This window comes from Arthrobacter sp. YAF16 (genome assembly GCF_052113385.1).
Lineage (GTDB): Bacteria > Actinomycetota > Actinomycetes > Actinomycetales > Micrococcaceae > Arthrobacter.
Genome location: NZ_JBFRDC010000001.1, coordinates 531,510 through 550,407, shown reverse-complemented (window position 1 = coordinate 550,407; position 18,898 = coordinate 531,510). Strand labels below are relative to the sequence as shown.

Annotated in this window: 21 protein-coding genes; 15 read left to right on the top strand and 6 right to left on the bottom strand. The window is 67.8% G+C overall.

Annotated features, from left to right (window positions below):
* Positions 1-31: 31 nt before the first annotated feature.
* From AB4Y91_RS02630 to AB4Y91_RS02605, 6 genes are all read right to left on the bottom strand, one after another.
* A complete protein-coding gene (locus AB4Y91_RS02630; RefSeq protein WP_441417015.1) occupies positions 32-1,570 on the bottom strand; it encodes a DHA2 family efflux MFS transporter permease subunit in 1,539 nt (512 codons plus the stop codon).
* Between the two features lie 30 nt (positions 1,571-1,600).
* Positions 1,601-2,017 carry an ankyrin repeat domain-containing protein gene (locus tag AB4Y91_RS02625; RefSeq protein ID WP_441417014.1) on the bottom strand — a complete coding sequence of 139 codons (417 nt, stop codon included), beginning with the start codon at positions 2,015-2,017 and terminating at the stop codon, positions 1,601-1,603.
* Positions 2,014-3,096: a CAF17-like 4Fe-4S cluster assembly/insertion protein YgfZ gene (ygfZ, locus tag AB4Y91_RS02620; protein WP_441417013.1), complete on the bottom strand. Its 1,083-nt coding sequence runs from the start codon at positions 3,094-3,096 to the stop codon at positions 2,014-2,016. Before ygfZ ends, AB4Y91_RS02625 begins: the two co-directional genes overlap by 4 nt.
* 22 nt (positions 3,097-3,118) lie before the next feature.
* Positions 3,119-3,877: a flavodoxin family protein gene (locus AB4Y91_RS02615; RefSeq protein ID WP_441417012.1), complete on the bottom strand. Its 759-nt coding sequence runs from the start codon at positions 3,875-3,877 to the stop codon at positions 3,119-3,121.
* 71 nt (positions 3,878-3,948) lie between these two features.
* Positions 3,949-4,563 (bottom strand): FABP family protein, encoded by a 615-nt coding sequence (locus AB4Y91_RS02610; RefSeq protein ID WP_441417011.1) that lies wholly within the window; start codon positions 4,561-4,563, stop codon positions 3,949-3,951.
* Positions 4,564-4,740: 177 nt separating this feature from the next.
* Positions 4,741-5,475 carry a permease gene (locus AB4Y91_RS02605; RefSeq protein WP_441417010.1) on the bottom strand — a complete coding sequence of 245 codons (735 nt, stop codon included), beginning with the start codon at positions 5,473-5,475 and terminating at the stop codon, positions 4,741-4,743.
* Between the two features lie 363 nt (positions 5,476-5,838).
* Between AB4Y91_RS02605 and AB4Y91_RS02600 the strand changes: the two genes are divergently transcribed.
* From AB4Y91_RS02600 to AB4Y91_RS02530, 15 genes are all read left to right on the top strand, one after another.
* Positions 5,839-6,537, top strand: coding sequence for a winged helix-turn-helix transcriptional regulator (locus tag AB4Y91_RS02600; RefSeq protein ID WP_175321149.1), 699 nt, complete (start codon positions 5,839-5,841; stop codon positions 6,535-6,537).
* A gap of 269 nt (positions 6,538-6,806) precedes the next feature.
* Positions 6,807-7,826, top strand: coding sequence for a mycothiol synthase (mshD, locus tag AB4Y91_RS02595; RefSeq protein WP_441417009.1), 1,020 nt, complete (start codon positions 6,807-6,809; stop codon positions 7,824-7,826).
* Between the two features lie 103 nt (positions 7,827-7,929).
* The gene (locus AB4Y91_RS02590; protein WP_441417008.1) at positions 7,930-10,194 is read left to right on the top strand and encodes an RNA degradosome polyphosphate kinase; all 2,265 of its coding nucleotides are present in this window, start codon (positions 7,930-7,932) and stop codon (positions 10,192-10,194) included.
* Between the two features lie 11 nt (positions 10,195-10,205).
* Entirely contained in the window at positions 10,206-11,171 is a 966-nt protein-coding gene (locus tag AB4Y91_RS02585; protein ID WP_441417007.1) for an NUDIX hydrolase, read from the top strand.
* A 79-nt stretch (positions 11,172-11,250) separates the two neighbouring features.
* Positions 11,251-12,909, top strand: a complete 1,659-nt coding sequence (locus AB4Y91_RS02580; RefSeq protein WP_441417006.1) for a hypothetical protein — start codon at positions 11,251-11,253, stop codon at positions 12,907-12,909.
* Positions 12,906-13,355, top strand: coding sequence for a GntR family transcriptional regulator (locus AB4Y91_RS02575; RefSeq protein ID WP_441417005.1), 450 nt, complete (start codon positions 12,906-12,908; stop codon positions 13,353-13,355). The genes AB4Y91_RS02580 and AB4Y91_RS02575 overlap by 4 nt, the downstream gene beginning before the upstream one ends.
* A gap of 9 nt (positions 13,356-13,364) precedes the next feature.
* Positions 13,365-14,168: a thymidylate synthase gene (locus tag AB4Y91_RS02570; protein WP_441417004.1), complete on the top strand. Its 804-nt coding sequence runs from the start codon at positions 13,365-13,367 to the stop codon at positions 14,166-14,168.
* On the top strand, positions 14,165-14,758 hold the full coding sequence (locus AB4Y91_RS02565; protein ID WP_441417003.1) for a dihydrofolate reductase: 594 nt from the start codon (positions 14,165-14,167) through the stop codon (positions 14,756-14,758). The genes AB4Y91_RS02570 and AB4Y91_RS02565 overlap by 4 nt, the downstream gene beginning before the upstream one ends.
* A complete protein-coding gene (locus AB4Y91_RS02560; RefSeq protein WP_441417002.1) occupies positions 14,758-14,976 on the top strand; it encodes an NF038396 family protein in 219 nt (72 codons plus the stop codon). Before AB4Y91_RS02565 ends, AB4Y91_RS02560 begins: the two co-directional genes overlap by 1 nt.
* Before the next feature lie 179 nt (positions 14,977-15,155).
* On the top strand, positions 15,156-16,238 hold the full coding sequence (locus AB4Y91_RS02555) for a WXG100 family type VII secretion target (protein ID WP_441417001.1): 1,083 nt from the start codon (positions 15,156-15,158) through the stop codon (positions 16,236-16,238).
* 14 nt (positions 16,239-16,252) lie between these two features.
* Positions 16,253-16,906, top strand: coding sequence for a hypothetical protein (locus tag AB4Y91_RS02550; protein ID WP_441417000.1), 654 nt, complete (start codon positions 16,253-16,255; stop codon positions 16,904-16,906).
* Positions 16,893-17,312 (top strand): hypothetical protein, encoded by a 420-nt coding sequence (locus tag AB4Y91_RS02545; RefSeq protein ID WP_441416999.1) that lies wholly within the window; start codon positions 16,893-16,895, stop codon positions 17,310-17,312. The genes AB4Y91_RS02550 and AB4Y91_RS02545 overlap by 14 nt, the downstream gene beginning before the upstream one ends.
* Positions 17,313-17,473: 161 nt before the next feature.
* Positions 17,474-17,854 carry a hypothetical protein gene (locus tag AB4Y91_RS02540; protein ID WP_441416998.1) on the top strand — a complete coding sequence of 127 codons (381 nt, stop codon included), beginning with the start codon at positions 17,474-17,476 and terminating at the stop codon, positions 17,852-17,854.
* Positions 17,855-17,964: 110 nt separating this feature from the next.
* Complete coding sequence (locus AB4Y91_RS02535; protein WP_441416997.1) at positions 17,965-18,381, top strand: hypothetical protein; 417 nt, start codon at positions 17,965-17,967, stop codon at positions 18,379-18,381.
* 82 nt (positions 18,382-18,463) lie between these two features.
* Entirely contained in the window at positions 18,464-18,880 is a 417-nt protein-coding gene (locus tag AB4Y91_RS02530) for a hypothetical protein (protein WP_441416996.1), read from the top strand.
* Positions 18,881-18,898 lie beyond the last annotated feature (18 nt).

The following is an 18,898-nucleotide window of genomic DNA, read 5'->3' as shown; positions in this document are numbered from 1 at the left end:
GCCGGGTCCGGTTGCGCCCGGCCGCGTTGCCCTAGCCCCGCTGGGCGTCGGCGTCCTCCGTGACGGTGGCCCCGCCGGTTACTGCCGCCGGAACCGTGCCGGGGGTTCCCCAACCCTCGTGCGGCTGCGGCTTGGCGAAGAACAGCGCCACGGCAGCGCCGAGCAGGATCACCGCCGCGGGCAACAGGATGGACTGGCCCATCGCCGTCGAGAATCCCTCGTGCAGCGCCTCGGGCAGCCTGCCGCCGAACGCCATCGGGTTCGACTCCCCCGACGCACCCGGGGCTGCCGGGAGTTCCGCGGCAAGGCGGGCCTGGATCAGCACGGCGATGGCAGCGCTGCCCAGGACCGCGCCGATCTGGCGGGTGGTGTTGTAGACGCCGGAGCCGGCCCCGGCCTGGCGCGGCGGCAGGTTCCGGGTGGCGGTGGAGCTCAGCGGCGCCCAGATGCCGGCGTTCGCGAATCCCAGCACGGCGCTGGGCAGCAGGAAGAGCCAGATGGGGGTGTCCGGGTGCATCAGCGAGGCGTTCCAAAACAGCGCCACTGACATCAGGACCAGGCCGCCGGCCGTGATGAACTTCGGGTTGACCCGGTCGATGATCTTGCCCACGACCGGTGCCAGGCCGCCGGAGATCACGGCCATCGGAACCATCATGAGCGCGGACTGCGTCGGGGTGAGGCCCCGGACCACCTGGTAGTAGAAAATCAGCGGCAGGCTGAAGGCGGTCACGGTGAAGCCAACCGTGGTGATGCCCACGTTGGCCAGCGAGAAGTTGCGGTCCTTGAACAGGCCGAGGGGCAGCAGCGGTTCGCCCTTGTTGAACCGCTGCCAGGCCACGAAGGCGACGAGGACAACGACGCCGCCTATGATCAGGCCCCAGACGGTGATGGGGCCGGTGATGGTGCCCCAGTTGTAGGTTTCGCCTTCCTGGATCCCGAACACCAGCAGGAACAGTCCGACGGCGCTGAGCAGCACGCCGGGGATGTCGAACTTGTGCGGGTGCGTGCTCAGGGCCGGAACGAAGCGCAGGGCCAGGATAAAGCCGGTGATGCCGACCGGAATGTTGATGAAGAAGATCCACTCCCAGCCCAGGCCGTCCACCAGGACTCCGCCCAGGATCGGCCCCACCAGGGTGGCAACCCCGGCCGTGGCACCCCAGATGCCCATGGCGGCGCCGCGGCGGTCCGGCGGGAAGATCCGCGTGATGACGGCCATGGTCTGCGGTGTCATCATCGCGGCCCCGAGGCCCTGCAGCACCCGGGCCTCGATCAGGGTGTGCACGTCGCCGGAGAGCCCGCACCACAGCGAGGCAAGGGTGAAGACCACCAGTCCGGACAGGTACAGCTTCTTCGGACCGAAGCGGTCGCCCAGCCTGCCCGTGATCAGCAGCGGGACGGCATAGGCCAGCAGGTAGGCACTGGTTACCCAGATCACCGAGTTGATGTCAGCGTTCAAGCCCTCCATGATCCGGGGGTTGGCCACCGAGACGATGGTGGTGTCGATCAGGATCATGAAGAATCCGATCACCAAAGACCAGAGGGCGGCCCACGGCCTCGCTACGTTTTCCATTAGGTTCCTTAGGGTGCGTGGGTGGCCGGTTCAGGCGAGGAGCGCCAGAATATCGTTCCGGGCAAACATTTGGGCGGCTGCCCGGGCGGAGGGACTTCCGGCGTCGGGGTCGGCGCCCGCGTCCACGAGGACCTGGACCACGTCCGGGTAGCCCTTGAACACGGCCCCGGCCAGCGGTGTCTGGCCGCGGTCGTTGGCTGTGTTGGCGTCGCCGCCGTGCGCCAGGATGAGCCGGACGGTGTCCGCGTGGCCATGGTAGGCGGCAAGCATCAGCAGGGTATCGCCGGCCGCGGTGGTCAGCGTGGCGGGCGCCCCGGCGGCGAGGTAGCTGCCGAGCAGGGCGGAGTTGCCGTCGCGGGCGGCGTCGAACAGCGCGTGGGCGAGGGCGAGGGTCTCCTCGTCGGGGGCGGCCGGCTCGGAAGCGGCCGCTTCCGGCCCGCCGCTCACCGGGTCCCCCGGAGGAAGCCGGTCTGGCGTCCCACGACCTGACCGGCGTCGGGCGCCACAATGAGTTCCTGGGCGGCGGTGTACGCTTCGTCGCCGTCCATCACGGTGAGCACCTCGTCCGGGGCGACGGAGCGCTTGATGACGGCCAGGGCCACCGGACCCATTTCGTAGTGCTGCGCCACGGAAGTCAGCGTGCCGACCTTCCGCTCGCCGGCCCGGACTTCGCTGCCGACGGCGGGCAGCGTGTGCTGGGACCCGTCCAACTGGAGGAACACCAGCCGCCGCGGGGGATGACCTAGGTTGTGCACCCTGGCGACTGTTTCCTGTCCCTTGTAGCAGCCTTTCGCCAAGTGCACTGCCGTGCGCAGCAGGTCCAGTTCGTGCGGGATGGTCTTGTCGTCGGTCTCCGACCCCCAGCGGGGGCGCCACGCGGCGATGCGCAGCGCCTCGGCCGCCAGGACACCGGCCAGCGGGCGTTCCGCCACGGTGGCCTCAAGCTCTGCAGCCGGCACGAGGTATTCGAACCACGGCCGTTCCAGGCCAGGGTGGGTGTCCTCGCCCACCACGGCGTAGGAGTACCCGCCGGCGCCGACGTGCGGCCAGGGATCTTCCCAAACACGGAGACCGGACCACTCCGGAACCGGCCGGGTGGCGCCCAGCACAGCCCAGTCCGCCGAGACGTCGGCGACCTCGACCCGGAGCATGAACTTCATCCTGGTCAGCCATTCGGCCAGCGGCGCGGCCTCGGCCGCCTCCACGATCAGCCAGGTGGTCTCGCCGTCGTCCAGCACCCGCGCGTCGAACTCGATCCGGCCCTGCACGCTGAGCAGCAGCAGTTCGGTGGACTGGCCGGGGGCCAGGGCCGTGAGCTGCTGCGAGGACAGGGTGTTGAGCCAGCTCAACCGGTCCGGCCCGCTCACCGTGACCACGCCGCGCTGGGACAGATCGACGACGGCGGTGCCGGCAGCCAGGGCGCGCTGCTCGCGCAGCGGTTCGCCGTAATGGGCGGCGACGCCGGCGTCGGCACCGGCCGCTTCGACGGCGCCCGGGCGCGACAGCAGGGGGCTCTTGGTAGTCATATGAAGTAGAAGTCCTCAGCGCTCAGCGGTATTCCGGATTTTCGAAGTCGAATCGGGTGCCGGCTTTCCAGCCTTCGGGCAGGTTGCCGTACGCGGGGATGCCGCCGGCATCCTTGAGCATCCGGGCCAGGTGCAACAGGTTCCACGTCATGAAGGTGGTGTTGCGGTTGGTGAAGTCACTTTCCGGGCCGCCGGAGCCTTCGTCAAGGTAGCTCGGCCCCGGTCCCACCGCACCGATCCAGCCCGCATCAGCCTGCGGCGGGATGGTGAAGCCGATGTGCTGGAGGCTGTAGAGCACGTTCATGGCGCAGTGCTTGATGCCGTCCTCGTTGCCGGTGATGAGGCAGCCGCCCACCTTCGGATAGAACGCCCACTGGCCCTTGGAATTCAGCTCGCCGGAGTGCGCGTAGAGACGCTCGATCAGTTTTTTGGTCTGGGACGAGTTGTCCCCCAGCCAGATCGGGCCCGCCACCACCACAATGTCCGATTCCTGCACCGCCGGGTACAGCGCGGGCCACTCGTCGCTCGCCCAGCCGTGCTCGCGCATGTCCGGGTAGACGCCGCTGGCAATGTCGTGGTCCACCGTCCGGATGACGCTGGTGGCGACGCCCTGCTTCTCCATGATCCTGCGGCTGATCTCGATCAGGCCCTGCGTGTTGGACGTCTCCGGGGATTTCTTCAGGGTGCCGTTGAAGAAGACTGCCTTGAGGTCGCCGTACGTGCCGGGTCTCGCCGCGTCAGTGCCGGTTTCATTTGCGGTGCCACTTGCTGTGTCGTTCACTGTGGTGCTCCCTGCGTTCGCTGCGGACAACGGAAATCCAGTGAGACCCCGGCTTCGGCCGGACGTGCGGTTCAGCCGACCTTGCTGAGGATGGCGGAGGCGTGCGCTTCCAGGCCGCCGCCCGGCGTCGAGCCCTTGCCGGCGGCGACGTCCCAGCGCCAGAGCAGCTTGCCGTCGACCAGGCCGAAAATCCGTGTTGCCGCGGTGTACTCCTTGGAGTGGCTGCCGCGCATCACCATGTCGGTGCTGAGCTGGATCTGCGGTCCCTTGATCTGGCCGTAGTAGAGCTCGGAGATCCCGCCCGGATGCGAGATGGAAACGGAAATGTCGAAACCGCCCTCGCTGTTGCGCAGTTCCTCGACCTCGTCGGCGCTCTTGAGCACCGGGACGATGTCGGCCGGAATGAGCCCGGGGCCGCCGTCCTCCTCGCGCTGCTTGCGCTCAAGGGCCCAGAAACCGGTCTCCACGGTCAGCGGCCGGAGTTTGGTTCCCTCGTCGTCCGTCAGCCACGATTCGGCCCGGTACTGCAGGTACGGCAGGCCGTTGTGGGTGAAGGAGACGTGCTGGAGGAAGTGCTCCGAGTCCTCTTCCCCGGCGCCGAGCCGGCCGCGGCCCTCCCACTCACCAATGAGCCAGGACAGCGGAACAAGTTCGGGGGTCAGATCTGTAGGAATTTCAATCGGCACAGCAGCTACCTCTGGAAACTACGGGTTCTGGACGCTTAGCGGCTTTTTACTTCTGGCCCTTGAAGAGCCGGTACACCACGAAGCCGGCAAACCAGGCCATGGAAAGGCCGGCGACGGCAAGCAGGACAAGGAAGAAGATCTCAAATGCAAGTACGGACATGATGCCATCCTAACGCGTTAGTGGAGGAGTAGTTTGTCTATGAAGTAAGCCAGCGAACCGACCGCGGAGACGGGCGCCAGGCCCATGCTCAGCACGGCCGGCAGGTTCAATGTAGCGCCCCGGATGATCACCAGCCGGCGGAAGCTGACCAGGACGGCCCCGACCACGATCCCGACGAGGGCGGCCGGCAGCACGGCGATGTCGGAGAGCACGAGGCCGGCCAGCGGGCCGGCAAGCCCTGCCCCGACGATGCCGAGCGGAGCGACGATCCGGTCCGGCCAGCGGATCAGGCCCGCCATCAGGGCGATCGCCGCGCTGATGGCGGCAACGAGCAGCATTTCCCTGACCCCGTTGAAACGCGAGCAGGCGATCCAGCCGGCGCCGAGGCAGGACAGCAGCACGCCGGCGCTGGACCCCAGGGTGGACTCCAGCCGCTGGGCCTGGCCCGTGCCGCGGATCAGCTGCATGACGAAGATGGCCATCACCCCGGCCGCCACGAATGCTGGCGTCCAGTTCAGGAACCCCGGCGCGGGCAGGTAGGTGGCGGCCACAGCGGAGCCGATTCCGGGGAGGCCGATCAGGGCGGCGAGGGTCTTCTTGGCCGGGATGCCGAGGAAGTGCGGCCAGCCAATGCCGACGCAGGCCGCGGTGAGCACTGCGACGGCCAGCAGGACCTCAGGCGCGGAGTAAGCCCCGGCAATGATCGCGGCGAGTCCGGCCAGGCCGATGACGCCGACACTCCAGGACTTCACAGTTCCCCCTCCAACGTCTGTCTCAAAGCCCTCCCCAGCAGGGCACCCGGAACGCGGTCCCCCACGATCAACTTAGCCACGATCAACCGGTACCTTCGCTCACTGCGGACCCGTTGGGCCTGCTCGACTCGCCGGGCTGGAGGCCCTGACGGATCAATCCTGCCCTATGTGAACGTTTTGTGTCGCAAAAGGGCCAAGCTGGAGCGGCGGAACAGTGCCTGTCGGGGGCCGTTTGGGTATACTCAAAGCTCAGCTACGCTTCCTCCGGCAGCCGCAGGCAGGTCACCGTCCGGAAGCTCAGTACCGGCCGGTGAGAGCCCGGCTCAGACGCCCAATGATGCGCGGACACCCCTTGGAGGAACCATGTCGCACATCCTGCTACTGACGAACAGCACCGGGTCATCGGTGGATGTCCTGCCTGCGCTGGAACTGCTTAATCACCGCGTCCACATTCTTCCCGCTGAGCCCACGGCCCTGCTCGAGACCGACCCGTGCGACATCGTGCTCCTCGACGCCCGCAAGGACCTGGTCGGCGCCCGCTCCCTCACCCAGTTGCTCAAGGCGACCGGGCTGAGCGCACCACTCATGCTGATCCTGACCGAAGGCGGCATGGCAGCGGTCTCCTCGGCCTGGGCCGTGGACGACATCCTGCTGGAGTCGGCCGGGCCCGCGGAAGTCGAAGCCCGCATCCGCCTCGGCGTCGCGCGTGCCCTGCCGGACCAGGACGACACCCCCACGGAGATCCGGGCGGCCGGCGTCGTCATCGATGAAGCCAGCTACACGGCCCGGGTCAACGGGGCGGCGCTCAACCTGACGTTCAAGGAATTTGAACTGCTCAAGTACCTCGCCCAGCACCCCGGCCGCGTCTTCACCCGGCAGCAGCTCCTGACCGAGGTCTGGGGCTACGACTACTACGGCGGCACCCGCACCGTGGACGTCCACGTCCGGAGGCTGCGGGCAAAGCTTGGCGCCGACCACGAGAACCTGATCAGCACCGTCCGCAATGTCGGATACCGCCTGACGCTGGTCCGGCAGCCGGATGAGGAACTCACCGAGGCCTGAGCGGTTCCGCCCACCGCGCTGGCCCGTTTCGAACACAGAAAAGCCCCGGACTCAACAGTCCGGGGCTTCCTTACGCCGCTTGGCGCTGCAGTGGAGGACATACGGGTCGAACGTATCGAGGCCACCCCAGTGGTGGATCCCCCTCGCATCCATTCAACGTTTCGAACCGTTGAGCCGGATGAGATAACGACTATACGTGCCCCGAACGGATGCATCAAATCGACGCGGCCCCCACCCGCCGGCGGGCAGCGGACGTATAGCCTTGCACCATGAGTCCTGCGCATCCGGAAAACTGGCCCGTACTCACCCTGCAGGGAGCTGTGGACGAACGGCTGCTGCGGGACGTCAAGACGCTCGTGGCGGCCGCCGAGGAGTCCGACGGCAACCCGCCGCTGTCCGAGCAGACCCTCGTGACGCTCCGCGCCGCGGGCGCGGGCCCGCATTCCGTGCTGGCCTTGGCCCTCTACTCCCCCGACTATTCCCGCGAGGACTCCGGCGTGGATGCCGCTGCCCCCGGCCACGCCGGATCACCACACCCGGGCCGGGGCAACGACTTGGCGGGCTTCGCCGTCGTCGTCGAGGAGGCGGACGGCACCGGGGTGCTGGAGGTGGCCGTCCATCCGAGCTACCGCAACCAGGGCGTCGCAGACCGGCTGGTCGGGGAACTCCGGAAGGTGCGCGGCTTCGCGGGCCTGAAGGCGTGGTCACACGGCAACCATGAGGCCGCCGCTGACCTGGCCGCCCGCTACGGCTACGCCCCGGTGCGCGAGCTGTGGAAGATGCGGCTCGCCACCGCGGCCTCGGAACTGCCCGACGTCGCCCTGCCCGACGGCGTGTCGCTGCGCAGTTTCGTGCCCGGCCGGGATGAGGAGGCCTGGCTGGCGGTCAACCGGGCCGCCTTCGCCCACCACCCGGAACAGGGAAACATGAGCCGCGCGGACCTGGACGCCCGTATGGCCGAGCCGTGGTTCGACCCGGCCGGTTTCCTGCTCGCGGTCGACGCCGACGGCCGGATCCTCGGCTTCCACTGGACCAAGGTGCACCCCCGTCACGGCGAGCACCCGGCAATCGGCGAGGTCTACGTGGTCGGCGTCGCCCCCGAGGCGCAGGGCACCGGCCTGGGCAAGGCCCTGACCGTGGCCGGCATCAAGCACCTGCAGCAGCATGGCCTGCACGCCGTGATGCTCTACGTCGACGCCGACAACATTCCCGCCGTCGCACTGTACCGGCGTCTGGGCTTTTCACGCTGGGATGTGGACGTCATGTATGCCCCGCTGGAAGGGCAGTAGCCGGGCCGGCGGCCGGGCACCCGGCCGGGGTCGAAACCTGGGCTCATCCGGATCTGATTCCTTGTAAGGTTGAAGCTAAATCGCGCCAGCATTAGGAGAGACCATGCAACGGGAATCTGCCCGGACAGCCACGTCTGAAGCCGCTACGCCGGACAAGGCTGCGCGTCCCGTGCGGGCGCGGTTCGGTTCCTCCGAAGTGCCCGCCTCCCGCGCCACCCAGGACCGGATCGACATCCCCGAGTTCGCCCCCAACCTGGAACCGGAAGGCGACATCAGCCCGGACCGCTTCCTGGACCGGGAGCTGAGCTGGCTCGCGTTTAACTCACGCGTCCTGGAACTCGCCGAAGACCCCAACCTTTACCTGCTGGAACGCGTCAGTTTCCTCTCCATCTTTGCCTCCAACCTGGACGAGTTCTTCATGGTCCGCGTCGCCGGCCTCAAGCGCCGCATCGCCACCGGCCTGGCGGTGCCCTCCCCCGCCGGACTGAGCCCCATGCAGGTCCTGGAACAGATCGGCGACGCCGCCCACCGGCTCCAGCAGCGCCACGCCAGGGTCTACGCGGAACAGATCCGCCCCGCGCTGGCCTACGAGCACATCCACCTGATGCACTGGGAAGAACTCGACGACCAGGCCAAGGACCAGCTCAGCGCCATGTTCGCGGAAAAGGTCTTCCCAATCCTGACGCCGCTGGCCGTGGATCCGGCCCACCCGTTCCCGTACATCTCCGGGCTCTCGCTGAACCTCGCCGTCGTGGTCCGCAACCCGGTCAGCGACAAGGAGCTCTTCGCCCGCGTCAAGGTCCCGGACCAGCTGCCGCGGCTGATCTCCATTGACGGCCCGCGCGCCGGCTCCGTGCCCGGGCGGGTGGCCCGATTCATCGCGCTTGAGGAAGTCATTGCCGTCCACCTGGACCAGCTCTTCGCCGGAATGGAGGTGCTGGAACACCACACCTTCCGCGTTACCCGCAACGAGGACGTCGAGGTCGAAGAGGACGATGCCGAGAACCTGCTGCAGGCCCTGGAGAAGGAACTGCTGCGCCGCCGCTTCGGCCCGCCGGTCCGGCTCGAGGTCACCAACGACATCAACCCCAACATCCGGGCGCTGCTGATCCGCGAGCTCGGCGTGGAGGAATCCGAGGTCTACTCCGTCCCGGCCCCGCTGGACCTGCGCGGGCTCTCCGTGATCGCGGGGATCGACCGCGCGGACCTGCACTACCCCAAGCATGTGCCGCACACGTCCCGGTACCTCAACGAGTCGGAGACCTCCAAGGCAGCGAACGTCTTCGCGGCCATGCGGCGCCGGGACATCCTCCTGCACCACCCCTACGATTCCTTCTCCACCTCCGTGCAGGCCTTCCTCGAGCAGGCCGCCGCGGACCCCAAGGTGCAGGCCATCAAACAGACCCTGTACCGCACCTCCGGCGACTCGCCCATCGTCGACGCCCTGATCGATGCCGCGGAGGCCGGCAAGCAGGTGCTCGCCCTTGTGGAGATCAAGGCCCGCTTCGATGAGCAGGCCAACATCTCCTGGGCCCGGAAGCTGGAGCAGGCAGGGGTGCACGTGGTCTACGGCATCGTGGGCCTCAAGACCCACTGCAAGCTCTCGCTCGTGGTCCGCCAGGAAGTCGACGGGCTGCGCCGCTACTGCCACATCGGCACCGGGAACTACCACCCGCGCACCGCGCGCTATTACGAGGATCTCGGCCTGCTGACGGCCAACGAGCAGGTGGGCGAAGATCTGTCGAAGCTGTTCAACCAGCTTTCCGGCTATGCACCCAAGTCCACCTTCAAGCGGCTGCTGGTTGCTCCAAGGTCGGTGCGCTCCGGGCTGATTGACCGGATTGAAACGGAAATCCGGAACGCCCGGGCGGGAATCGCCGCCCGCGTCCAGATCAAGGTGAACTCGATGGTGGACGAAGCCATCATCGATTCCCTCTACCGTGCCTCGCAGGCCGGGGTGCAGGTGGACGTCATTGTCCGCGGCATCTGCTCCCTGCGTCCCGGCGTCCCCGGACTCAGCGAGAACATCACTGTGCGCTCCGTCCTGGGCCGATTCCTGGAACACTCCCGCGTCTTCGCCTTCGCCAACGCCGGAGACCCGGTGGTCTACATCGGCTCGGCGGACATGATGCACCGCAACCTGGACCGACGGGTGGAGGCCCTGGTGCAGCTCAGCAGCGGGGACGACACCTCGTATGTCCTGGACATGCTCCGCCGCTACATGGATCCGGGTACCGCCAGCTGGCATCTGGACAACAGCGGCGAATGGGTCCGCCACCACCTCGCGGAGGACGGCACCGCCCTGCAGGACGTCCAGTCATGGCTGCTCGCATCGCGTTCGCGGCAGCGCTCGGCGAGCCTGCGCTAGGGCCTCCGGTTGTGAGCAGCGATTCACTGGTCGCGGACCAGACCGACCATCCCGGCGAGGCCATAGCCGTCGTCGCGGCCGGCGCCCTGCCGTGGCGCGTCAACAAAGACAAGCTTGAGGTCCTGCTGATCCACCGCCCCCGCTACGACGACTGGTCCTGGCCCAAGGGCAAGCTTGATCCGGGCGAGACCGTTCCCGAGTGCGCCGCCCGCGAGGTGGAAGAGGAAATCGGCCTCAAGGCTCCCCTGGGCATCCCGCTCCCGCCCATCCATTACCACGTGGCAGCAGGCCTGAAGGTGGTGCACTATTGGGCGGTCGACGTCGACGGTGCCCCGCTCCGCCCGGATGGCAAAGAGGTGGACAGCGTCATGTGGTGTTCGCCGGAGAAGGCCGCCGGCCTGCTCAGCAACCCCAGCGACCGGGCCCCGCTGGAGCACCTCGCGGCGGCACACTCCCGCGGCGAACTGGACACCTGGCCGCTGCTGGTGTTGCGTCATGCCAAAGCCAAGCCGCGCTCGTCCTGGTCAAAGGCCGAGGGCGACCGTCCGCTGGCTGCCACCGGAACACGCCAGGCCCAGGCCGTGGGCCGGCTGCTCCAGGCGTGGAGCCCGTCGCGGGTGGTGACGAGTCCCTGGCTACGCTGCGTAGCCACAGTCGCGCCCTATGCCAAGGCCGTCGACGCCAAGGTGAAGCTGCATGAATCACTGACCGAGCACCTGCACGGCCGGAGCCCGCACAAGACCGCCAACGTCGTCGAATCCCTGTTCGACAAGGGGCGCCCGGTGGCACTGTGCACGCACCGCCCCGCACTGCCCACGGTCTTTGCGCAACTGGGCAAGCACATGAACTCCCGGCTGCGGGCCCTGCTGCCCTCAAACGATCCATTCCTCTCGCCCGGGGAAATCATCGTCTGCCATGTCTCGCACAGCAAGGGCAAGGTCGTGGCCGTGGAGCAGTTCCGGCCCTTCGACGACTAGGGTCCTTGACCCCGGCGTCCCCCGGCCCTAGTTTGTATCAAGTACTTGGTACATAACTGCGGGATCTTTGGGGGATTTCATGCCGGGCGAGTTCTACTTTCCATCGATGCTGCTGTTCGGCCCGATCATCGCCGCCGTGCTGGTCTACGCCGTGCTGCGCTGGGTAATCTGGGCGCCGGATACAGGCACCTCCCCGGCATCGGTGTCGGAACACGCATTGTGGGTGGGGGTCATCGGCTGGCTGGCGAGCTCGCTGCAGGGCGCCATGAATCTGGGCATCATTCCGGCCGACCCTTCCGCCGGCGGCGCCATGACGACCCCCGCGACGATCCTGCCTGCCCTTACCTGGCCGATCCTGGGCTGCCTGGGCGTACACGCGCTCGGCCAGGTCAGCTATCCGGGGCCGCGGCGAATGCGGCGGCAGACCGTCCTGTCGGTCCGGCGGATCCGCGACTTCCTGCCGCACCGGCTGGCCGCGGTCACGGCGGCCGTCTTTGCCGCCGCCGGCGCGCTCATCGCGTGGACCGCCACGCTGCCGGGGTTCGCACCCGTGCCGCCCACAACCGTGGCGGACGGCCCGTACACCCGGCAGACGCTGGGCGTTGACGGCCGTATTCCCGGGGTTGAGCTAGCCGCCTGGCTGGGCGGAGCCCTGGCCGTCCTGGCCGCCGGGACGATGCTGGTGCTGTGGCTGATTGCCAGCCGCCGCCAACTGGAGGCCCTCGACGCCGGCGACAATGCGGTGCTGCGCACCATCGCCATGAACCGCCTGCTGCGGACCGCTTCCATAGTGGCTGCGGGGCTGGGCGTGATCGCAGGCAACTTCGCAGCGCGGCCGGACCCGTCAACCGGCGTCTCGTCCTGGACGAATGCGGCCGGCCTGGCGGGCATGGGTGTCCTCTTGATGATGTGGTTTTGGGGGCCGCCGCGGCTCGCGGCCGCCGGGCTGGGCGCGCGCAACCGGCCGCCTGCAGGACTGCAGGCCGGCGGCCAGCACCCCGCGGCCCGGCTGGTCTCGTCGCTGGGTCCGCTGCTGGGACTCGCGGCGGCGGTGCCCCTGCTGGCGGGGGTCTTCATCGTCCCCGGATTGACCGCCGCCGCGGCGGGCTTCGGAATGGCGGGCTTCGCTACCCTGATGGCGGCCGCGGTGCTGGCGGTCATTGCGGCCGGCGAACTGCTCCTGCAGCGCAACTACGGCGACCCGGGAGCGCCGCGCAACTGGCCGCGGCAGCCGGTTAGCCCGGCAATGCTGACCACCGCCGTCCTGGCCCTGCTGTCGTTCCTGCTGGCCCTGGCAGTCACGGCGGTCGGTCAGGAACGGCTCTATGGCGAGCCGGACTGGGTTCCGCCGGCCCTCCTCGCGGCCGGCGGCGCGCTTGCCTCGGTGCCGGCTTTCCTCGCCGCCAGGCACCGGCAGGGGGTCCCCGGTCTTGCCGCCGGCATGGACGCCGCGCTGCGCGCCGTCGCGATCCACCGGACCGTGCGGACCCTCGCGGCCCTGTTCACCGCCCAGGCCGCCGTGTTGCTGCTGACCCAGGGGCCCGCGTGGGCTGCCTTGTTTGCAGCCGAATCCTTCGGGGGACCATTCAATCCCGACGCCAACACGTGGTGGCCGGCGACCCTGGCCGGAGCGGTCCTCGGCACCCTTGCCACCATCATCGCCGTTATCCCCGTCGCCGGCCCCGCGCGCAGCCCGGCCGGACCCGTGCCGCGGCGGGACAAGGAGCCCGCCGCGTGACCGCGGGAATCTCCATCGACCTCCGCTCGGCCACACCGCCGTACGAGCAGATTCGGGCGCAGATCGCCTCGCTGATCGTCATCGGGGCGCTGCCGCCGGGAACCCGGTTGCCGACCGTCCGGCGCCTCGCCGCAGACCTCGGCATTGCGGCCGGAACCGTCGCACGTGCCTACAAGGAGCTCGAACAAGCCGGGCTGATCCAGACCGGGCGCCGCAACGGAACCGTCGTCGCCGGCCCGGTCGGCGGGGACGGCCCGGGTGGCGCCCTCGGTGATGCTGTCCCGGCGCGGCCGGCGGCCGGACCGAACGCCGCGGTGATCGCCGCCGTCGACCGCTGCATTGCCGCAGGCCGCGCGGCCGGCCTCGACGACGGCGCGTTGCTCGCCGTGATGCGCGCCCGGCTCGGCCAAAGCCATGAATACGGCGAGCAAGACTCTTCTCAGTAGACTGGGAGCGTGAGCATCCCAACGCCCTACGAAGACCTGCTGCGCGATGTCTTCGAGCACGGCACCCACAAATCGGACCGCACCGGGACGGGCACCCGCAGCGTGTTCGGCCGGCAACTCCGCTTCGACCTGGGCAAGAGCTTCCCGCTCATCACCACCAAGCGCGTGCACTTCAAGTCCGTCGCCGTGGAACTCTTGTGGTTCCTGCGCGGGGACAGCAACGTGAAGTGGATGCAGGACCAGGGCGTCACCATCTGGAACGAATGGGCCGACGCCGACGGCGAACTCGGCCCGGTCTACGGCGTCCAGTGGCGCTCCTGGCCCACGCCCGACGGCGGGCACATCGACCAGATCGCGGAACTGGTGGAGAACCTCAAAAGCAACCCCGATTCACGCCGCCACATCGTCTCGGCCTGGAACGTGGCAGAGCTCAAGAACATGGCCCTGCCCCCCTGCCACGCCTTCTTCCAGTTCTACGTCGCCGACGGCAAACTCTCCTGCCAGCTGTACCAGCGCTCCGCGGACACTTTCCTGGGTGTGCCCTTCAACATCGCCTCCTACGCCCTGCTGACCTGCATGCTGGCCCAGCAGACCGGGCTGGAACCGGGTGAGTTCGTCTGGACCGGCGGCGATGTCCACATCTACGAGAACCACCTGGACCAGGTCCTCACGCAGCTGGGCCGGGAGCCCTACGAATATCCGCAGCTGAGGATCACCCGCAAGCCGGAGTCCATCTTCGACTACACCCTCGAGGACTTCGAGGTCGTCGGATACCAGCACCATCCAACGATTAAGGCCCCGATAGCCGTATGAGCAACGAGACCAGCAACCCCACGGATCCCGTCGATTTCACCGAGCAGCTCCGCGGCACCGTCACCGGCCTCGGCCTGGTGTGGGCGCAGACCAGCACGGGAGTGATCGGCCAGGCCGGGACCATGCCGTGGCACCTTCCAGAGGATATGAAGCACTTCAGCCGGCTCACGGCCGGGCACCCCGTCATCATGGGGCGCAAGACCTGGGATTCCTTCCCGGACAAGTACCGGCCGCTGCCCGGCCGGACGAACATTGTCATCACCCGGCAGGAAGGCTGGGGCGGGACGCCGGAGGCCGACGGCGCCTTGGCGGTCAAATCCCTCGACGACGCCTTGCTGGAGTCGCAGTTCGCGTCCGGCCCCGAGATGGTCTGGATCATCGGCGGCGGCGAGATCTTCACGCAGTCCCTCGACCTCGCCGACGTCGCCGTCGTGACGACCATCGACACCGCGACGGAGGGCGACACCTTCGCCCCGGAACTCGGCTACGACTGGACCGCGGAGGCCAGCCTCCCGCCCGACGGCTGGCTGACTGCGGCGAACGGCACGCGGTACCGCATCACCCTGTGGCGGCGGACGGAGGCCAAATAGTGCTGCGTAAACCGGAAATCCTCTTTGTCCTCGGCTACATGCTGCTGCCCCTGCTGGCGCTGCTGTCCGCGATCGTGGGACTGACCATGATCCTCGGCGGCAACAAGATCGCGGGCGCGATCGTGCTCGTCGTCGTCACGCAGCTGTTCGCTTTCGGCGCCATGTTCGCCCTGCGCCGGCGCAAGAGCGCACTGCTGGCGGAGCCCGACGGCGAGTAGCGGCACCGGCCGCGGCTCCCGCCGGTGCCGGCGGATGGGGAGACCACCCCATCGCGCGATCCCGGCGGCACGGCTAGATTGGGGCCGGTCAGATTCTTTGGTCTGGCTGTAATGAGCTGGAATGCACTTGGTCTTGGCAGTGGCCCGTTAGGCTGTTGCCCGTAAGGGGGGATGCCATCATGGCAGGTAACGTGTGGGGCGCCGATGTCGCCCAGCTTCGGTCGCTCGCGCAGCACTTCGGCAAGACGTCGGAAACGCTACTGCAGCAGTCCTCGGTCCTCACGTCCACGATCAACAACAACACCTCGTGGAAGGGCGCCGACGGCGCGCGCTTCAAGTCCGACTGGAACGACACCCACCGTGCCTTGATCCAGCAGACCGCCCGGGCGCTGAAGCAGCAGTCCAAGGTACTCCTGACCCAGGCCGACGAGCAGGAGAAGGCCAGCAACGCCGCCCCGGGCTCCGGCGGCGGCCCGCTGGGCCCCCTCGGCCACGGCGCCGGCCCCGGGGCCTGGGCCGTGGCCGGCGGCATCCTCGCCGGCGGAGCCGCCCGCCTCAAAATGTTCATGGGGATCCAGAAGAACTTCAAGACCCCGCTCACCCTGGCCAAGCACCTCGGACAGTACGGCTGGGTCTTGAAGAACGAGCGGGATGCACTGTCCAAGGCGTTCTTCACCACCGGCCGCCACCGGTTGGGGGGACCCGGATTCACCGCAAGCAACCTCTTGCGCAGCGACCCGCTCAAAGAGCTGCTCACGGCATCGACGAAGTCCAGCAGGGCCCTCGGCCTGATCGACAAGGCCTCGGACATCGCGTCGCTCAAGGACCTCAACAAGCACATACCCGGGCTGTCACGTCTGGCGCCGCTGCTCGAAGAGCGGCAGCTCTTCGGGGCCAACAAGAGCTGGGACTGGCTCGGGAAGTCCGGACTGTCCCGCACTCTCGGCTGGGCCGGAGTCGGATTCAACGCCGTGGACACAGTAAAGAGCTTCGCGGACGGCGACCTCAAGGGTGGCGCCGCCAGCCTTGGCAAAACGATGCTCGGCGTCGGATGCTTCATGCCGCCGCCTGCCGGGACCATCTGCCAGGTGGCGAGCGTGGGCGTAGCCGTTTACGAGAACTGGGACACCATCAGCAGCGTCGGCAAGAACGTCGGGGAAGGCATCGTCGACGCCGTCAAGGATCCGGGCAAGTTCGTCAGCGATGCCGCTGACAGCGTCAAGGATGCCGGCGAATCCGTGGCACACTTCTTCGGCTTCTAGATTAGGAGAATCACATGACAGTTCAGGATGAAACTGCCTACGAGCCCCGGCTCGGCGTCGATGTCATCGGCTTCGGCATCGGGGAAATCGCGTACCTGCTTGATGTTTTCGAGGGACCGGCCCGTGACCGTTCCGTCAGCGTCTTCCGGGCTGAAGAGATGGTGGACGACGTCACTCTGGCGACCGCCGGCGCCTCCTCGCTCCTTGCACGGGACTTGGCCACGGTCAACGAGGAGGGAGAGCTCGGCGTGACCGGTGTCGCCGCCGCCGTCGCGTCCGCTTTCGGCCACGCAACCCACTGGACGGAGGTGTCCCTCCTGGCACCCGAGTCGATGGACAACGTGTTGCTCATCGAAGCCCCCGACGTCGCGCTGATGCTGCAGCCCCGGCTGCTGGGCACCTGGTTCGTGTTCGCGCAGGACCCCGCCATCAGCTCGGCCGAGGCTACGCTGCGGCTGGTCAAGCAGCACGCCGCAGAAACCCCCGGCGGCTCTGCCTATTTCGTGTTCAAATCCCTCACTGCCGAGACCCGTCTGCTGGTGCGCCGGGAAGGCGAAACGTGGACGACCGGCGTGCCCGACTTCGAGACGGATGAGGTCGTGGAAACCGCAGGCCTGGACGACGCCGCGCTGCTGCGGGCGATTGAGGAGTCCCGTGGACAGGCATAATCAGAACACCCCCCAGGATCCCGCCCGCGACGGCGCGCAAGGAGAGCCTGAGCGGGGAGCCGGGCCAGAGCGCCCGATCCGCCGCAGGGCGGACAACGGGGATCTTGTCGCTTACAGCGCCGAAGAGTACGGGGTCCGCAAGGATGAAGGCCTCGGCGTGATCAAACCCGTCAATAGCGCCAACGGCATTCTCTTCCTGGCTATCCTGCTGACGATCGGAATGGGAGGGCTGGTCTACTTCGTCGTCCAGATCATCAGGCAGGACGCCTGGCACATCGCCGGCGAGGTCTGGTGGGTCTTTCCCGCCTGCATCTTCCCCTTCGCCGCTGCCTGGTTCAACTACTTCAAGGAACGCAAGGCCGAAAAGCTCCGCAAGGCCGGCAACCTGCCGCGGCCGGTCGAGTAGCGTGACGGAGGCACCGCCGCTCCCCTTTCAGTCGCGGAGCATGCTGAATTTTCCCGACGTCGCCGAGGGTCCGACGATCTCGTCGAATGCTGCGCAGGCCTACGGCACCGGAGGTAATCTCCTGAAGCCGCGAGGGTCCCGTGGCGAGGCGTAGCCGGGACGTGCCCCAGGAACGCGGTTACACACCGCCGCCGGCCCCGGAGGCGCCCGTGAAGCACCGGATGGCCGAAAATGGCGAAATTGTCAGCTATACCGACAAGGAATACGGCGTACGCAAAGACGACGGGCTGGGCATCATCAAGCCGTTGAACGCCTCCGGCGGCCTGCTGTTCCTGGCCCTGTTGATAACCGCCTTCTTCGGACTGATGCTCTACGGCGTGGTCCAGATGGCCGTCACCGACCAGTGGCACATCATGGGCGAGATCTGGTGGATGTACGTGCTGGTACTCTATCCACTGTTCGCCGGCTGGGCCGGCTACTTCAAGGAACGCAAAGCCGAGAAGCTGCGTAAGGCCCGCAACCTGCCGAGGCCGGTCAAGTAGCTTCTCCGCAGGTAAAAAGTTCCGTGGCCCGGTGGGCGCGACGGCGTCCTCTGAAGGGCCGCTGGCAACCGTCTTCCCGAGCAGATCCGCACCGTTAGTCAGGACGAACTGTGAGCTTCGATCGCGAGCGTGAACGCCGCAACGACGACGTCTATGCCGAGCACAAGGAGGCGCTCGCGCGGGGCGAGAAGCGCGTGCTGCGAAAGACCGACACAGGCGAACTGCACAGTTACCCCGCGGACGAAATCGGGTTTTCCCCCGGCCGCGGCCAGGTGCAGGTCCGGTCCTGGTGGGGCATGGGAATCCTTGCCGCCGTCATGGGGCTCTTAGTCATTCTTTCCGGGGTGATCCTGCTGGCCCCTGTGGGCCGCGGTGAGCAGCCTTTCTGGGGAGCACTGTTCCTGACGGCATTCGGCGGTTTCGGAGCCTGGTATACCTTCGGCATGGCAAGTGACGAGTACCGGGCCAAAAAGCTACGGACGGAGCGGCAGGCGCCCGAGCCTGGAGCCGGGCACATCTCGCAGTAGTTCGCAGGGCCGGGCATCGCTCGCTCGCATAACGTACCCGACTGCGAATGCGTCATCCACACCATCCAGAAGGTAGAACCACGTGCCTACAGACACTGACAACCACCAGCACGACGAAGAGATCCGGGCCCGCCATGAACGGGCAGTGGCTGCCGGGGAGAAACGGTTCCTGACCAGGACCATGGACCACGGGCGACTGCACTCCTACGCCGCGGACGAGATCGGCTTTGCCCGCGCCGGGTCCGGCCCGATCGTCGCCACGGCGTCCGGGATGGTCCTTCTGGCGGCCGTGTTCGCCGCGGTGACCGTGTTCTCGATTTTCCTCGTCGCCGCCCCTACCTCGCGGGGCGAAAGCCCGCTGTGGGGCGCTCTCGTGCTGACCGTGGTCGGCGCCTCGGGTGTGCTCTACGCTGTTCGGCTCGCCGTCTCCGAATTCAAGGCCAGGCGCATCCGCCGCGAGCGCGGCCTTCCGGAGCCCAGCCCGCGCCAGCTGAACTGATACGGGACGTTGCCGAGC

What these genes read in the sequence shown, in the direction of transcription:
- AB4Y91_RS02555 (WP_441417001.1), top strand. Translation starts at nt 15,156, where the DNA reads ATGGCAGGTAACGTGTGGGGCGCCGATGTCGCCCAGCTTCGGTCGCTC.
- AB4Y91_RS02565 (WP_441417003.1), top strand. Translation starts at nt 14,165, where the DNA reads ATGAGCAACGAGACCAGCAACCCCACGGATCCCGTCGATTTCACCGAG.
- AB4Y91_RS02550 (WP_441417000.1), top strand. Translation starts at nt 16,253, where the DNA reads ATGACAGTTCAGGATGAAACTGCCTACGAGCCCCGGCTCGGCGTCGAT.
- AB4Y91_RS02580 (WP_441417006.1), top strand. Translation starts at nt 11,251, where the DNA reads ATGCCGGGCGAGTTCTACTTTCCATCGATGCTGCTGTTCGGCCCGATC.
- ygfZ (WP_441417013.1), bottom strand. Translation starts at nt 3,096, where the DNA reads ATGACTACCAAGAGCCCCCTGCTGTCGCGCCCGGGCGCCGTCGAAGCG.
- mshD (WP_441417009.1), top strand. Translation starts at nt 6,807, where the DNA reads ATGAGTCCTGCGCATCCGGAAAACTGGCCCGTACTCACCCTGCAGGGA.
- AB4Y91_RS02630 (WP_441417015.1), bottom strand. Translation starts at nt 1,570, where the DNA reads ATGGAAAACGTAGCGAGGCCGTGGGCCGCCCTCTGGTCTTTGGTGATC.
- AB4Y91_RS02600 (WP_175321149.1), top strand. Translation starts at nt 5,839, where the DNA reads ATGTCGCACATCCTGCTACTGACGAACAGCACCGGGTCATCGGTGGAT.
- AB4Y91_RS02590 (WP_441417008.1), top strand. Translation starts at nt 7,930, where the DNA reads ATGCAACGGGAATCTGCCCGGACAGCCACGTCTGAAGCCGCTACGCCG.